The organism is Phytopseudomonas daroniae, from assembly GCF_004327285.1.
GTDB classification, from domain to species: Bacteria; Pseudomonadota; Gammaproteobacteria; order Pseudomonadales; family Pseudomonadaceae; genus Aquipseudomonas; species Aquipseudomonas daroniae.
In genome coordinates this window covers 176,368-191,747 of sequence record NZ_QJUI01000009.1, presented here as the reverse complement: position 1 = coordinate 191,747, position 15,380 = coordinate 176,368, and the positions used below count along the sequence as shown (strand labels likewise).

12 protein-coding genes and 1 other RNA gene are annotated in these 15,380 nt (G+C 60.5%); 10 read left to right on the top strand and 3 right to left on the bottom strand.

Annotation, left to right across the window (positions count from 1 at the left end):
• Positions 1–54: 54 nt before the first annotated feature.
• A complete protein-coding gene (locus tag DNK06_RS12200) occupies positions 55–1,656 on the top strand; it encodes a 5-guanidino-2-oxopentanoate decarboxylase (RefSeq protein ID WP_131180275.1) in 1,602 nt (533 codons plus the stop codon).
• A 225-nt stretch (positions 1,657–1,881) separates the two neighbouring features.
• Positions 1,882–3,312: an aldehyde dehydrogenase family protein gene (locus DNK06_RS12195; RefSeq protein ID WP_131180274.1), complete on the top strand. Its 1,431-nt coding sequence runs from the start codon at positions 1,882–1,884 to the stop codon at positions 3,310–3,312.
• A 6-nt stretch (positions 3,313–3,318) separates the two neighbouring features.
• Here DNK06_RS12195 and hrpB read toward each other — a convergent pair whose 3' ends face one another.
• Complete coding sequence (gene hrpB, locus DNK06_RS12190) at positions 3,319–5,883, bottom strand: ATP-dependent helicase HrpB (protein ID WP_131180273.1); 2,565 nt, start codon at positions 5,881–5,883, stop codon at positions 3,319–3,321.
• Positions 5,884–6,034: 151 nt separating this feature from the next.
• On the opposite strand from hrpB, the gene DNK06_RS12185 reads away from it, so the two are divergent.
• From DNK06_RS12185 to DNK06_RS12165, 5 genes are all read left to right on the top strand, one after another.
• Complete coding sequence (locus tag DNK06_RS12185) at positions 6,035–6,454, top strand: polyribonucleotide nucleotidyltransferase (RefSeq protein WP_131180272.1); 420 nt, start codon at positions 6,035–6,037, stop codon at positions 6,452–6,454.
• 62 nt (positions 6,455–6,516) lie between these two features.
• Positions 6,517–7,404, top strand: coding sequence for a cation diffusion facilitator family transporter (locus DNK06_RS12180; protein ID WP_131180271.1), 888 nt, complete (start codon positions 6,517–6,519; stop codon positions 7,402–7,404).
• A 154-nt stretch (positions 7,405–7,558) separates the two neighbouring features.
• A complete protein-coding gene (locus DNK06_RS12175) occupies positions 7,559–7,834 on the top strand; it encodes a hypothetical protein (RefSeq protein ID WP_131180270.1) in 276 nt (91 codons plus the stop codon).
• A gap of 104 nt (positions 7,835–7,938) precedes the next feature.
• Positions 7,939–8,330: a transfer-messenger RNA gene (gene ssrA, locus DNK06_RS12170) on the top strand.
• Between the two features lie 184 nt (positions 8,331–8,514).
• The gene (locus DNK06_RS12165) at positions 8,515–9,771 is read left to right on the top strand and encodes an integrase domain-containing protein (protein ID WP_131180269.1); all 1,257 of its coding nucleotides are present in this window, start codon (positions 8,515–8,517) and stop codon (positions 9,769–9,771) included.
• Between the two features lie 155 nt (positions 9,772–9,926).
• On the opposite strand, the gene DNK06_RS12160 is transcribed toward DNK06_RS12165, so the two are convergent.
• Positions 9,927–11,660, bottom strand: coding sequence for an ATP-binding protein (locus DNK06_RS12160; RefSeq protein WP_131180268.1), 1,734 nt, complete (start codon positions 11,658–11,660; stop codon positions 9,927–9,929).
• A gap of 9 nt (positions 11,661–11,669) precedes the next feature.
• Complete coding sequence (locus DNK06_RS12155; RefSeq protein WP_131180267.1) at positions 11,670–12,683, bottom strand: SIR2 family protein; 1,014 nt, start codon at positions 12,681–12,683, stop codon at positions 11,670–11,672.
• Positions 12,684–12,882: 199 nt separating this feature from the next.
• Between DNK06_RS12155 and DNK06_RS12150 the strand changes: the two genes are divergently transcribed.
• The 3 genes from DNK06_RS12150 (at position 12,883) to DNK06_RS12140 (ending at position 15,299) form a co-directional block, all read left to right on the top strand.
• A complete protein-coding gene (locus tag DNK06_RS12150; protein ID WP_242674658.1) occupies positions 12,883–13,155 on the top strand; it encodes a hypothetical protein in 273 nt (90 codons plus the stop codon).
• Positions 13,156–13,250: 95 nt separating this feature from the next.
• Positions 13,251–14,219: a DUF932 domain-containing protein gene (locus DNK06_RS12145; RefSeq protein WP_102821363.1), complete on the top strand. Its 969-nt coding sequence runs from the start codon at positions 13,251–13,253 to the stop codon at positions 14,217–14,219.
• 78 nt (positions 14,220–14,297) lie between these two features.
• The gene (locus tag DNK06_RS12140) at positions 14,298–15,299 is read left to right on the top strand and encodes a YqaJ viral recombinase family nuclease (protein ID WP_131180339.1); all 1,002 of its coding nucleotides are present in this window, start codon (positions 14,298–14,300) and stop codon (positions 15,297–15,299) included.
• Positions 15,300–15,380 lie beyond the last annotated feature (81 nt).

Genomic DNA, 15,380 nt, shown 5'->3' with positions numbered 1-15,380 from the left:
GAGTGCCGGCTCCCGAAGAGCCGGCATCGCGTCATCCACCACAAGGACAACAGCATGACCACCTGTGGAGAATTCCTCGTCAAGCAACTGCAGGCCTGGGGCGTCGACACCGTGTTCGGCATTCCCGGCGTGCACACCGTCGAGCTGTACCGCGGCTTGCCCGATAGCGGCATCCGCCACATCACCCCGCGCCATGAACAGGGTGCCGGCTTCATGGCCGACGGCTATGCCCGCGTGAGCGGCAAGCCCGGCGTGTGCTTCATCATCACCGGGCCGGGCATGACCAACATCGCCACCGCCATGGGCCAGGCCTACGCCGACTCCATTCCCATGCTGGTGATCTCCAGCGTCAACGAGCGCCAGCGACTCGGCCTGGGCAACGGTTATCTGCACGAACTGCCGAACCAGCACGCCCTGGTCGCCGGCGTCAGCGCCTTCAGCCATACCCTGATGAGCGTCGAGGAACTGCCCGCCGTGCTGGCCCGCGCCTTCGCCGTATTCGACGGCCAGCGGCCGCGCCCGGTGCATATCGAACTGCCGCTGGACATCATTACCGCCCCTGCCGACCACCTGCACCTGCAACCGCGCGTGGTCACCTCGCGCCCCGGCCCGGAACTGCAACTGATCCGGCAGGCAGCGCAGCGCCTGCGCTCGGCGAGTCGCCCGCTGCTGCTGATCGGTGGCGGCTGCGTGGCGCTGCCCGATGAGGTTCGCCAACTGGCCGAAGTGCTGGATGCGCCCACCGCACTGACCATCAACGCCAAGGGCCTGTTGCCGGCGCAGCACCCGTTGCTGATCGGCAGCAATCAATCGCTGCTGCCGGTACGGCAACTGGCCCTGGAGGCCGACGTGGTGCTGGCGATCGGCACCGAACTGGGCGAGACCGATTACGACGTGGTCTTCGATGGCAACTTCCGCATTGGCGGCGAACTGATCCGCATCGATATCGACGCCGAGCAACTCACCCGCAATTACCCTCCGAGCATCGCCATCCAGAGCGATGCGGGCCTTGCCATACGCGCCCTGCTGAACGAGTTGCCGACTCGCATCGGCAGTGACGACAGTGCTGGCGCCCGGCGTGCTGCCGCGGCTCGCCAGCAGTTGGCCGAGGATTTCAGCGGCTGGGCGCACTACCGCCAGTTGTTCGACTGCATCCTCGAGACACTGCCCGATGCGCGCTTCGTCGGCGACTCGACCCAGACGGTGTACAGCGGCAACCACCTGGTCGACCTGGACAGCCCGCGCCGCTGGTTCAACGCCTCGACCGGCTATGGCACCCTGGGCTACGGCCTGCCGGCGGCGATCGGCGCCAAGCTGGCAGAACCACAACGCCCGGTGATCAGCCTGATGGGCGATGGCGGCATCCAGTTCACCCTGCCGGAACTGGCCAGCGCCGTGGAAGCGCGAGTCGGCATCATCGTGCTGCTGTGGAACAACCAGGGTTACGGCGAGATCAAGCGCTATATGCAACGCCGCGACATCACCCCGCTGGGCGTGGATATCTACACCCCGGACTTCCTCGCTATCGCCCGTGGTTTCGGCTGCCTGGCCGAGCGCGCCCGCGATCACGCACATCTGCAGGCCCTGCTGCGCGAGGCGCCGAGTGATCGGCCATTGCTCATCGAGATCGCCGAGGCACCGCCGTTCGCGCCCTGACAAGAGCCAATGAGCGCCCGTAGGAGCTGGCTCGCCAGCGATAAAAACCTTCGTCGCAGCGCGAGGCAGTTCCACCACTGCTATCGCCGGCAAGGTTAGGTGCCCCCTTGCTCCTACAACGAACGCAAGCATCCGTAGTGGGAGAAGGGAAATAACTTCATCTGATCGGCATCAGACCAATCCCACTTTCACCATCGCGCCCGGCGCGGCTGCTGGAGCACTGCCATGAACACACCTCACTACATCGATGGCCGCTGGGTCGCTGGCGAAGGCGCCGACATCCTCAGCGTTTTCGATCCGTCCCTCGGCCAACCCTTCGCCGAATTGCTGTCGGCCAGCACCGTCCAGGTGGATCAGGCCGTAGCTGCCGCCCGCCAGGCGCTGCCCGGCTGGAAAAACCTCGACGCCCGGGAGCGTGCCCGCTACCTGCGCGGCTTCGCCGAGCAGATCGGCCTGCGCCGCGACGAACTCGTCACCCTGCAGATGCGCAACAACGGCAAGCCGCGCCATGAGGCCGAAGTCGATATCGACGATGCCGTGGCCACCTTCAGTTATTACGCCGAGCAAGCCGAAGGCCTGCCGCAGCAGAACCGTGATGTCGCCCTGGCTACACCGGGCTTTTCCTCGCGCACGCGCCTGGAGCCCGTCGGCGTGGTCGGGCTGATCGTGCCCTGGAACTTCCCCCTGGTGACCAGCGCCTGGAAGCTCGCCCCCGCCCTGGCGGCCGGCTGTACCCTGGTGCTGAAACCGTCGGAAGTCACCCCCTTGATCGAGCAGACCTACGGCCAGATCGCCGATGCCCTGGGCCTGCCGGCCGGTGTGCTGAACATCGTCGGCGGCAAGGCGCAAATCGGTGCGGCACTGAGCGAGCATGCCGGCCTCGACAAGCTGTCCTTCACCGGCAGCAACGCGGTCGGCAGCCTGGTGATGCGCAGCGCTGCCGCCCATTGCCGCCCCGTGACCCTGGAGCTGGGCGGCAAGTCCGCCATTCTGGTGTTCGATGACTGCGACCTCGACCAGGCCGTGGAATGGATAGTCGCCGGTATCTGCTGGAACGCCGGGCAGATGTGCTCGGCCACCTCGCGCCTGCTGGTGCAGGATGGCATCGCCGATGCCCTCTTGCCCCGTCTGGCCGAGGCATTGGGCACGTTGCGTATCGGCAATCCGCTCAGCGAAGCGGTCGACATGGGCCCGCTGACCAGCGAGGCGCAATGGCACAAGGTGTCCGAGTACTTCGCCATCGCCCGTGAAGAAGGGCTGCACTGCGCCAGCGGCGGCTCGCCACTGGAACGCCCCGGCTGGTTCGTCGCCCCGACGCTCTACACCGACGTACCGACCGATAGCCGCTTGTGGACGCAGGAAATCTTCGGCCCGGTGCTCTGTGCCAGACGCTTCGACACCGAGGAGCAGGCCCTGGCACTGGCCAACGACAGCCGCTTCGGCCTGGTGGCCACCGTTGCCAGCGCCGATCTGCAGCGCGCCGAGCGCGTCGCCGACGCCCTGGAAGTCGGCCATGTATGGATCAACTCGATCCAGGCGGTGTTCGTCGAAACGTCCTGGGGCGGCACCAAGGGCAGCGGCATCGGCCGCGAACTGGGCCCCTGGGGGCTGGCCGCCTATCAGTCGGTCAAGCATGTGACCCGCTGCCTGGGCTGATCGGCATCAGGTCTTGCGCGGCTTGGCCCGTGCCGTGGGCTCGGCGATCAGCGGATCGTCGGGCCAGTAATGCTTCGGGTAGCGCCCCTTCAGATCCTTCTTCACCTCGGCGTAGGTACTGACCCAGAAGTTGGCCAGATCCTGGGTCACCTGCACCGGACGGCGCGCTGGCGACAGCAGATGCAGCAAGACCTGCTGTCGGCCATTGGCGATGCGTGGCGTTTGCGCCAGGCCGAACAACTCCTGCAGGCGCACTGCCAACACCGGCGGGTGTTCGCTGTAATCCAGGCCGATACGCGAACCGGAGGGCACCGGCAGGCTGCGCGGTGCCCACTCGTCCAGGCGCTGGGGCAAGGGCCAGGGCAGCAGCGTTTGCAGCATCGACGACAGATCGAGGTTGGCGAAATGGCTCAGCCGGGTGACCTTGCCCAGGTACGGCGCCAGCCAGGTCTCCAGGCTGGCGAGTAGCGCCGCGTCGGAAACGTCCGGCCATTCGCTGCTCGCCTGCGCCTGCAGATCCAGCCCGCGTAACAGCACGACCCGCGCCTGCCACTGGCGCAGCTCGGGCGTCCACGGCAGCAGCGCCAGCCCCTTGCGGCGCACCAGGGCGACCAGCGCAGCCGTGCGCGCCTCGGCGTCCAGCCCTGGTAGCGCCTCGCTGGACAGCACCAGATCGCCTACTCTGCGCTGCCGCTCGGCACGCAGCACGCCTTCGCGCTCATCCCATTCGAGCAGATCCTGAGTGGTCACCTGCTCGGCCAGCACCGTCTCGAACAACTCTGGTTCCAGCTCGGAGGCCAGGTAGATACGCTCCTCACGCTGCCCCTGGCGGCTACCCAGGTCGGCGACCACCAGCCAGGCATGCTTCATCAAGGCGTCCGCCTCGTTGAACAGCGCCGCACGGCCATTGGCCAGGCGATATTCGGCGCCTCCCCCACGGCGCTGCCGAGCGACGCGATCCGGGTAGGCGAAGGCCAGCAACGCACCCAGCCAGCGGCCGTGCTCGGGGTCGCTCACCGCCTCGTTGATCGGCACGCGCCGCAGGTAGCCCTGGAACTGGCGAGCCAGCTGCCGGGCTCGCTGCACGCCACTTCGGTCGGCGCTCCGCTGAGCGCCTCGCGCTGCCCGGCTCTCCCCCGAAAGCAAGGCCAGCCGGCTGTGCAGGTCGGCGCCGGCACCTCGCTGGCCGCCGCGAAGTATGTCGCGCTCACCCAGCAGTGCCGCCAGGTCACAGGCCAGTTGGCCCAGGCCAAGGGCCTGACCACGCAACAACAGATGCGCGATACGCGGATGCGCCGGCAGCTCGGCCATGGCCTGGCCGTGGGCGGTAAGCACGCCTCGGGCATCGAGAGCCCCCAGACGCTGCAGCAGATCCCGGGCCTGGGCATATGCGGCGGCGGGCGGCGGATCGAGCCAGACCAGTTCGTCCATCTCGACGCCCCAACGCACCAGTTGCAACGCCAGACTGGCAAGATCGGCCTGGAGGATTTCCGCCGAGGAATAAGCCGGCAATTGTTCATGCTGGGCCTGCGACCATAGCCGGTAGCACACGCCCGGCTGCAGCCGCCCGGCACGGCCGGCACGCTGCGTCGCCGAGGCTCGGGAAATACGCTGGGTGTCCAGGCGCGTCATGCCGCTGCCCGGATCGAAACGCGGCACCCGCGCCAGACCGGCGTCCACCACCACGCGCACGCCATCGATGGTCAGGCTGGTTTCGGCGATATTGGTCGCCAGCACCACCTTGCGCAGCCCGGCCGGCGCCGGCTCGATGGCCGCACGCTGGGCCGACAGTTCCAACTCGCCATGTAGCGGACAAACGCGCACATCGGATCGCCCGGCCAGCGCCTCGCCCAGTTGCTCGGCCACCCGGCGAATCTCGGCCTGGCCGGGCAGGAACACCAGCAGGCTGCCCGGCTCATCGGCCAAGGCCTGCAACACGGTCTGCAGCACCTTGGGCTCCAGCCACTCGCCGGCCTGCCAGGGCGCGCCCCAGCGCGTGTCCACCGGGTACATGCGTCCCTCGCTGCGCAGCACTGGCGCATCGTCGAGCAAACCGGCCAGTCGCTCGCCCTCCAGGGTCGCCGACATCAGCAACACCTTGAGCGGCGCCTCACCACTGTCGGCACCGCGAAACATCGCCCGGCCATTGAGGGTCAGTGCCAGGGCCAGGTCGGCATCCAGACTGCGCTCATGGAATTCATCGAAGATCACCAGCCCCACGCCTTCGAGCGCCGGATCATCCTGCAGCCGTCGCGCCAGGATGCCTTCGGTCACCACTTCGATGCGCGTGCGCGGGCCGACCTTGCTGTCCAGGCGGATGCGGTAACCCACGGTTTCGCCGACCGTCTCGCCGAGTTCGCTGGCCAAACGCTCCGCTGCAGCACGTGCGGCCAGACGCCGGGGTTCGAGCATGATGATGCGTTGCCCGGCCAGCCAGGGCTGATCGAGCACGGCCAGCGGTACGCGAGTGGTCTTGCCGGCACCGGGTGGTGCTTCAAGCACCACTTCGTCACGCTCGGCCAGAGCGCGACACAAATCGGGCAGCAGGGAATCGATCGGCAGGGTATTCATCAAGACTCCATCATCGGCCGGCGATTATACGACGAACCGCCTTCCGGGTTCGTCGGTCAGATGACATCGGAAGCGGCGTATTCGCTGCGCCACAGCAGCTTTGCAATTCACGCCTTGCTATAGTGGCGTCCACTTTTTCTGGAGGTGCTCGATGCGCACGAAATCCCGTGTTATCGGCGGCGTTCTCGCCGTTACATTGTTCACTCAACTCACCGCCTGCGGCACGCTGTTCTATCCGGATCGCCGCGGGCAGATCGAAGGCCGCGTCGACCCGCTGATCGTCGGCCTGAATGCCATCGGTATCCTGTTTTACGTGATTCCCGGCCTGATCGCCTTTGGCATCGACTTCGCCACTGGCGCCATCTACCTGCCAGGCGGCCTCAATGCCCAGGTCGATCCGCAGTCCCTGCAGGAAGTGGTGGATGCTGACGGCAAGATCGACACCGCCAAGCTCAAGGCCCTGATCGAAACCCAGACCGGCCACAGCCTGCCGCTCGACGATCCGCGCCTGATCCAGCACAGCGGCAGCAGCGAACAGCTGGCAGCCTACGGTCTGCGCCCCGCTGCCTGATCCACTCCGGCAGCCCGTCACAGACGACGGGCTTGCCCCTCGCCGCACACCATGGACGCCCCATGACCCTCGACCGCCAGCACGCCCGTCTGATGCGTCAGGCCACCGCCGCCGCACTCTGCGTCGCGCTGATCCTGGTGCTGTGCAAAGCCATCGCCTGGTGGGCGAGCGGCTCGGTCAGCCTGCTCGCCGGCCTCACCGACTCGCTACTCGACAGCGCCGCCTCGCTGCTCAACCTGATCGCCGTGAACATCGCCCTGCGCCCCGCCGATGAAGATCATCGCTACGGCCATGGCAAGGCCGAAGCCCTAGCAGGGCTCGGCCAGGCGCTGTTCATCGGCGCCAGTGCGGTGCTGATTGCGGTGCAGGGCGTCGAACGCCTGCGCCAGCCCGAGCCACTGAGCGCACAGGCCTTGGGGATCGCGGTGATGCTGCTGTCCATGGCGCTGACCGTCGCCTTGCTGTTGTTCCAGCACCACGTGGTTCGCCGCACCGGTTCCACGGCAATCCATGCCGATTCGCTGCACTACCGTTCCGATCTGCTGCTCAATGGCAGCATCCTGCTGGCCCTGCTACTCGCCTACCTTGGCTGGCAACAAGGCGATGCGTTGTTCGCCATCGCCATTGCCGCTTACATCCTGTGGAGCGCCATCAGTATCGCCCGTGAATCCGTCAGCGTGCTTATGGATCAGGAGCTCGCCCCCGAAGTCAGCACGCGCATGCAGGAGCTGGCCTGCGCAGTGCCCGGCGTGCTCGGCGTGCATGATCTACGCACCCGTCTTTCCGGCACCCGCTGGTTCGTGCAATTGCATGTGGAACTGCCAGGCGAACTGCGCCTGTCCAGCGCCCACGCCCTGTGCGAGGAGGTCGAGATGGCGATTCGCGCCGAGTTCGACCAGGCCGAAGTGCTGGTACATGCCGATCCGCTGGATGTGCCTGCACCAACTTGATGCAGGCGTTGCGCCATCAGAAAAACACTGAACCGTCGTCACGAAAGGCCAGTCAGCTTCAGTAAGCCCAAATGATTGGGTTGGTCGCTCCCGGCTCTCCTCACCCTCAACCAGGGCGGCACCGGGAACCTATTCGTGATGAGAGGATTACCACATGAAGCGCGTATCCATGTTCGTCATTGCCGCCGTACTGGCCGCACCAGCCTTCGCAGCCGATGACCTGTGCACCGTCAACCTGCAGAAGCTCAACGATAGTATGGCAACCAAAGCCACTCTAGGTGAGCCCCTCAAGAGCCAGGTCGAAGAAGCCAAGGAACAAGCCCTGCAAGCGCAATCCGCAGGCGACCTGCAAACCTGTGGCACCCACGCCGAACGCGCCCTGCAACTGCTCGATGCACCGGGCGACGATGGCAGCGGCGCAACCAACTGATCCGAATCAGGCCAGCCGCAGTGCTGGCCTGATTCAGCAGGCGCAGTGCATGCCGGTCGACTCCATCTGACCTTTGGCGTACACTACAAACCTTGCACGCTTTTGGGGCCGATTAGGATTCGACGCCGGTAGCGAAGCTCGAGGTGCATGCCGACTTGGTAACAGAAGTCGTAAATCCACTGTTGCAACTTTCTATAGTTGCCAATGACGAAAACTACGAGGGCTACGCTCTCGCTGCGTAAGCGGCGCGACTAGTCCTTCTGGTAGCTTCGGCTCCAGCGATCACCAGGGGATGCCTGTAAACCCGAAGTGATTGTCATGCAGAACAGGATCGCCGCGTAGTACGTTGTGGACGAAGTGGCTAAAACTTACACAACTCGTCCAAAGCACCCTGCCCGTCGGGCGGCTGCGGATTAACTCAATAGACACGGCTAAGCATGTAGTACCGACAGTGGAGAACTGGCGGACGGGGGTTCAAATCCCCCCGGCTCCACCATTACACCATCTAAAGACGTCCACGGACGTCTTTTTTTGTGCCTGAAACCCAGCAAGTACGGGGCTTTCAGCGCCATCAGTGTCCGTAAGCGTCCAGCGCGATCTATGTCTTTCGGTATTCCAAATGGTATTCCAAGCCTACAGGTGCTAATTTTTGGAATACCAAAACTCTCCATGGAATACCAATGTGCGCTCAAGCTACTCGCCTTTCTGAACTCAAGATCAAAGCTGCCAAGCCTACGGAGAAGGACTACGTCCTAGTTGATGGCGACGGCCTTCAGATGCGAGTGAGAATCAATGGCTCAAAGCTGTGGAATTTCAACTATTACCATCCTGTAACCAAGAAGCGCATCAACATGGGGCTTGGTGCATATCCTGAACTGTCTCTTGCTCAGGCACGAAAAATGACCATTGAGGCAAGGGAGCTGCTTGCTACTGGCATCGATCCAAAAGAGCAACGAGATACCCTGAAACAGGCCAAGAAGGCTGAAACCGAACATACTTTTCAGAACGTCGCGACGGCTTGGTATGAGCTCAAAAAAGACTCGGTCACGCCTGCTTATGCTGAAGACATCTGGCGCTCCCTGACGCTGCACGTGTACCCGGATTTGGGCACCACACCGATCTCAGCCATCAGCGCACCACAAGTCATCAACCTGCTTCGGCCACTCGAAACCAAAGGCAGCCTTGAAACCGTTAAGCGGCTGTCACAGCGACTCAACGAGATCATGACCTACGGGGTCAACTCGGGACTGATTCACGCAAACCCGCTCAGCGGTATTCGGTCCGTCTTCAAGAAACCGAAAAAGAAGAACATGGCAGCGCTTGCTCCCGATGAGCTGAAAGAGCTCATGGTGGCAATTGCCAATGCCAGCATAAAAAGAACCACACGTTGTCTTATCGAATGGCAACTCAACACCATGACCCGGCCAGCAGAGGCAGCCACCGCCCGCTGGGTCGATATCGACTTCGAAAAGCGTATCTGGACGATCCCTGCTGAACGCATGAAGAAACGCCGCACGCACATCGTGCCGCTCACTGATCAAGCATTGGCGCTTTTGGAGGCGATCAAACCCTATAGCGGGCATCGAGAGTACGTGTTCCCTGCAGACCGTAATCCTCGCACACACTGCAACAGCCAGACCGCCAACATGGCGCTAAAACGTATGGGTTTTAAAGACCGCCTGGTAAGCCATGGAATGCGCTCAATGGCCAGCACCGTCCTCAACGAACACGGCTGGGATCCTGAATTGATCGAGGTGGCACTTGCCCACGTCGATAAGGACGAGGTTCGTAGCGCCTACAACCGGGCAGACTATATCGAACGCAGGCGACCGATGATGGCCTGGTGGAGCGAGCACATTCAGGAAGCCGCCACCGGCAACCTGTCGGTATCAGCTATCAAGGTGAATCAGGACAGAAAAGTCGTATCGATACGCTGATCAAAGGTCTGCTCTCGCCCCTCATATAAAGCTTTATATAAGGGGCGACTGCTGATAGTTAGAAAATGTAAAAATCGGCTTAAAACAAGCCCATGAGCATCGACAGACCATGAACTCCGCTCTATTGCCCCTTAGACTATTAGTCGGTGAAGCAATTACTGGATGTTTTGCTTACGCCAGTTATCCACCGCAATCGACAGGCGCTTGTCTTTGACTGGCTTTTGCCATTCATCCCAGAAATTGACCGTACCGCTATTTGGCTTGTTTTGGGGTTCATCGATCCTGATTCTGCTTGGCAGCAAGCTCGCATCGCCAACAACCAAGGCCTCGCCTGTATCGAGGGTAGGCAGGATGTCGCTGAATCCGCCGAGGCTATCGGGAAGAAGCCTTTTGATAACACCCTGATCCTCTGCGTTGGTCAGCCGCATAGATACGAAGTTGCTGCACTGGCTGAGCATCGTCTTATTTACCTCGGACGGACGCTGGCTTATCACCACAAGGCTGACACCGTACTTGCGGCCTTCCTTGGCGATGCGCTCGAAAATATCTAGGGAGATATCGTCGGCGGACTCCGCCATGTTTCGTTGAGGCATGTAGAGATGCGCTTCGTCACACAGAAGCGCTATCGGATGGCGCAGCTCGGATGGTGTCCACTGCTGGACGGAAAACGTAACCCTCGCGACAAGGGAAACGATCAGCGGAAGAACGTCTGATGGTACTTCGGAAAAATTGATGATCTTGATACCGGCTTTGCCATTCTCCCCTGAGCTGCCGAGCACGGCAGTGGTGAATTTTTCAAGCCAGGAAAAATCCAGAACGTCTCCGCCGCCACTGAACATAAAACCCAGGCGTCGATCAGAGATTTTGTTCTCTAGGCGAGAAATCATCCGGGCGAGCTTTCCAAAAAAATCACCCTGCTTTTCTTTACCGGCCGACGCCCCCGGAACCATCTCCACGTTGATCTCGTTCAGCCTGCCCATCAGAACATTCAGATCGAATGGAACCGGACTATCTACGGTGAAATGCTTCAGAATTTCCTTTTGGCCACCATCCTCCAGGTACTTCCTTTTAGCCTGGTTGATCTCCCGGGACATGATCATAGCCTGGTTGGGCGCATTCTGATCACTCCGGTCAACAAACATTGACACGAGCGCTTCATACGAAAGCAGCCAGTAAGGCAGGTAAAGCACGCCATCGTTAATGGTGCGTTTTGCCTCCACATCTGCGGGCCCGGCCACCTTGAAGTGCTGAATACCCTCACCCACCAATGGCGAGTATTCACCATGAAGATCAAAAACAATGGCGTTAGCCGTAGAGAGCCCTGTCATCTGCTCAATAATCTTGGCTGTCGTCCAGGACTTACCTGACCCAGTGCTGCCGCCGATGAAGGCGCGGCGCTGGAAAAACTTGTTACCGTTGAGATAGGCAACAGCGTGTTCGTCCAGTGTGTATTTTCCCAGTGTCAGGGCATTGCCATCTGCGGAGACGCTAGAGAGCGTACGCATAAAACCGGTAAGGTTTTCGCCCTCTAGCGAAAAGCAATTCGCGTCAATTTCTGGAACGCTTTCCAGAGTGCGGCGAAATACATTTTCTCTATCTCCATCACGATCCAGCATCGTGCCAATCAAGGCGATTTTGCACAGATTCAGTTCTGAGGTCTGCTCGCTAATGCCGTCATTGGCAATGTCCTCGATACCACGCTTGCGGGTCACCTGGGTGATGAGCCCGATGAGATGCTGTCCAGGCCTGCTGCTTTGGAGCACAGCCAGATGATTGACTTGCAACCTTTTGAGTTGGTCGATATTTTCTACGTCCACGATAACGTTTGTCGTATCGACGGAGGCCACCTTTCCAAGCGCGTCTTCATCCCTAAAATTAAATATCGGCATTTCTTCTTCCTACATGATGAGTGACAGGTAACCTTCAAGACTCCATAAGTTTTTTTCAACAGTCACTGGAGTCTTATCCAAAGAGGAGTAGACAATGGACTGGTCGTCTGTTGCCCCCCGCTCTATTGCTAGATAATTTCGCGCCTTGCCGTCAGTAATTAGCTTCTTGGCCGCGTCTGAAAGCGCATAGGTAATAATCGTTATTGGGGTATTCTGACGCTGACATCTCGCCATAAGTTTCGGCTGAATGTGCTCATCATTGAAGCCGTAGCCAATGCACAGGTAAGAGTTCGCCACAGTAATGGCTTGGTCAGCATTGTTGATGATTGAGCGGTATGGCTCTAAATGCGTCGTTTGATATTTCTGAGTACCCGGAGTCACGATTTCCGGTTTGTAATTGACAGGGATACCTTGAATATTTGAAAGAGCCACAATGTCTTCGAGCGGCGATTTAAACCAATCTAGCGAGCCGTGAACCTTCCAGATATTGACTCTGCGAGCAGAATTTATCTCATTCGGCGCAGCCAGTTGCCGGAAAAAACCGTGCGTGAAGCCCGTATAATGGTGAATTCGCTCCTGATCGCAGGCGTATTCGGCGAGTCTGTCGTAATTCGTAGTAACGATGTTTAATTTGGTAAGGCTGCTTTTGAACATGTGGCGCAGCAGTCGGCTAAGCGGAAACATCGCCTGGTTCTGAAGGCTTTCGTTGAAAATATGAATGTCTTCAGCGTTGATGAGCGACCAGGTTGCTTTGATAATTCTGGAAGTTAGCTCTTCTGTAACAGCCACCTGGTGCAGCGCCGACTCCAGATCAACGCCAGCATCCAAGACCTCACAGAATTTCCCCCAGGCATCTATCTCGCCAGCGGATAATCCTGAAATGTCGGTATTAGCGACCAGGTGCTTTGCAAGCGCCCACATGCCAGACATGCCATGGGCAGCTGATGCACCGCTGCCCAGGATGATAAGGGGAGCCTTGTTGTAATAGTCCTGCGCTTGTTTTTCAAAATTCAGGTCTGACAAAATTCTATCCTTGCCGTTTGTGTCGATCCTAAAAACTACCCGTGATACTCAGGCTACCAATCTAAACAGCGTGATGATTTTATTCAAAAAAATCTCAGCCCTACATCACCGCCATGACATCACCACCAAGGAGTTTCACACCATGTCATTGCAGTGTCCCCGCTGTCACTCCCCTAAAGTCGCTTCATTCCATCAAGCCATGAAAGTTGGTGCAGCCATCGGCACCGTAGGCGGTGTTGCGCGCGGCGTCAGCGCTGCACTGGCTGGGGGTCAGACCGGTGCATTAATTGGCACCATCGCCGGGCCTTTTGGTATCACACTCGGTTATGTCTCAGGTGCCATCCTCGGCGGCCTGGTCGGCGGGGTGGGTGGTTGTGCGCTCGGCGCGCAGTTGGGCGAGACGCTCGACCGTCACGTACTGGCCCACAACCTCTGCCTGCTCTGCGGTCATCGCTTCAACCTGCCGGCCTGATCTGGCCACACCACTTCTTTCTATTCATTTCGTCCGGATGGTGCTGCGCTTTGCGCGGCGCTTTATGCCGGCCTGCACCCTAAGGAATCTCAACCATGGCTCATCTCGTCGAAACAATGGCCTACGCTGGCGCTGCACCGTGGCATGGCCTGGGCAATCAGCTCACGCAGAAACAACCCATCGAAGTCTGGCAACGCGAAGCCGGCATGGACTGGCAGATCCAGGAAAGCCCTGTGCATTTCAAATCGGACAGCATCGGCCCGCTGGGCGCTATCCACTCGTTTCCCGAGCAAAAGGTGCTGTTCCGCTCGGACACAAAGGCACCGCTGTCGGTGGTCTCCAACCGTTACCACACGGTGCAACCGCGTGAGGTGCTGGAGTTCTACCGAGATCTGACCGAGGTTTCCGGCTACGAGCTAGAAACTGCTGGTGTACTGAAAGGCGGGCGCAAATTCTGGGCGCTGGCACGTACCGGTCAGGGCGCAGCAATAAAGGGTAATGACCAGGTGAACGGTTACCTACTGCTGGCCACATCATGCGACGGCACCCTGGCCACGACGGCAACACCCACCACGGTTCGGGTGGTGTGCAACAACACCCTGACCATCGCCCTGGACGGCACCAGCCGAGCAATCAAAGTGCCGCACAACACCCGCTTCGATTCAACGGTGGTGAAGAAACAGCTCGGCATCGCCGTCTCGCAATGGGACGACTTTATGTACCGCATGCGCGCGCTGGCCGAGCGCAAGGTGCAGTGGCATGAGGCGCTGGGCTTCTTTATGAACGTGCTGTGCGAGACCAATCCGACCGGCGCACTGCCGGAGGTGCTGCCCAACGAGCGCGCCCTGCGCAAGGTTCAGGAGCTGTATGAAGGCCGGGGCCGGGGCAGTCAGCTCGACTCGGCACGTGGCACCGCCTGGGGCCTGCTCAACTCCGTGACAGAGTTTGTCGATCACGAGCGCCGCGCACGCAGCAACGAGTACCGCATGGACTCGGCCTGGTTCGGCCAGGGCGCACAGATCAAGCAACGTGCCCTGGACACCGCTCTACAACTGGTCGCCTGACCGCTTACTTACCCACCCCATAACGCCCGGTCAGCCTAGTTGCTGATCGGGCGTTTCTATTTCCGCAAGGTGAACGCTATGACAGCTACTCCGTTGAGCAGCACCAGTAAGTCGCGCCCAGCGCTGCGCTTGATCAGTACCAAGGAACTACCGCGTGAAGACTGGTTGGCGGTGCGCAAGCAGGGCATCGGCAGTTCTGATGCAGGCGCGGCCGTTGGCCTCAATCCCTATAAATCTCAGCTCGAACTATGGATGGAGAAAACCGGGCGTGACACCACATTGCCCAAAGCAGATCCCCACGACGAAGAAAGCCCGATGTACTGGGGCAATGTGCTGGAACCAGTCGTAGCCTGGCATTACAGCAAACGCACGAAGAACAAGGTGCGGCGCATCAACGCTGTGCTGCAACACCCTGATCCTGAGCTGCCGTGGATGCTGGCCAACATCGACCGCGAGGTCATTGGTGCTGACGATGTGCAGATCCTTGAATGCAAAACAGCCGGCATAAACGGCGCACGCCTTTGGAAAGAAGGCGTGCCCGAGTATGTGCAACTACAAGTAATGCATCAGCTCGCCGTCACCGGCAAGCAGGCTGCAGATGTCGCGGTACTGCTCGGTGGCCAGACGCTGGAGATCCACCGCATCGAGCGGGACGAGCAGATGATTGCTCGCCTGATCGAGCTGGAGCGTAAGTTCTGGCGCTACGTCGAGACCGACACGCCACCGCCGGCTGATGGCTCAGCCTCGGCTGAAATGGCACTGCGCGCACTCTACCCGGAGGACAACGGCCAGATCATCGACTTCAGCGGCCGTGCCGGTTTAGCTGCAGCCTACCTGGAGCTCAAGGCGGTGCGCCAATCAATCAACGAGAAGGAAACGCGCGAAGCCCAGCTCAAACAGATGCTGCAACAGGCCATGGGCGATGCCACCCGCGCGGAGTTCAGTCACGGCTTTATCAGCTGGAAGAAGTCCAAAGACAGCAACGTGCTCGATGTTGAACGCATGCTGAAGGACAAACCCTACCTGCAGATTCGCTACACCAAGCTCAAACAAGGCAGCCGACGCTTCCTGATCGGCTGATGCCCCTAACCCCAACCAATCCCTCCCCTTGGCCAGTCCATGCAGTTAACGCTGCGTGGCTAGCCTTTTTTCGTTTGCAGG

What these genes read in the sequence shown, in the direction of transcription:
- DNK06_RS12200 (WP_131180275.1), top strand. Translation starts at nt 55, where the DNA reads ATGACCACCTGTGGAGAATTCCTCGTCAAGCAACTGCAGGCCTGGGGC.
- DNK06_RS12195 (WP_131180274.1), top strand. Translation starts at nt 1,882, where the DNA reads ATGAACACACCTCACTACATCGATGGCCGCTGGGTCGCTGGCGAAGGC.
- hrpB (WP_131180273.1), bottom strand. Translation starts at nt 5,883, where the DNA reads ATGAATACCCTGCCGATCGATTCCCTGCTGCCCGATTTGTGTCGCGCT.
- DNK06_RS12185 (WP_131180272.1), top strand. Translation starts at nt 6,035, where the DNA reads ATGCGCACGAAATCCCGTGTTATCGGCGGCGTTCTCGCCGTTACATTG.
- DNK06_RS12180 (WP_131180271.1), top strand. Translation starts at nt 6,517, where the DNA reads ATGACCCTCGACCGCCAGCACGCCCGTCTGATGCGTCAGGCCACCGCC.
- DNK06_RS12175 (WP_131180270.1), top strand. Translation starts at nt 7,559, where the DNA reads ATGAAGCGCGTATCCATGTTCGTCATTGCCGCCGTACTGGCCGCACCA.
- DNK06_RS12165 (WP_131180269.1), top strand. Translation starts at nt 8,515, where the DNA reads ATGTGCGCTCAAGCTACTCGCCTTTCTGAACTCAAGATCAAAGCTGCC.
- DNK06_RS12160 (WP_131180268.1), bottom strand. Translation starts at nt 11,660, where the DNA reads ATGCCGATATTTAATTTTAGGGATGAAGACGCGCTTGGAAAGGTGGCC.
- DNK06_RS12150 (WP_242674658.1), top strand. Translation starts at nt 12,883, where the DNA reads ATGAAAGTTGGTGCAGCCATCGGCACCGTAGGCGGTGTTGCGCGCGGC.
- DNK06_RS12145 (WP_102821363.1), top strand. Translation starts at nt 13,251, where the DNA reads ATGGCTCATCTCGTCGAAACAATGGCCTACGCTGGCGCTGCACCGTGG.
- DNK06_RS12140 (WP_131180339.1), top strand. Translation starts at nt 14,298, where the DNA reads ATGACAGCTACTCCGTTGAGCAGCACCAGTAAGTCGCGCCCAGCGCTG.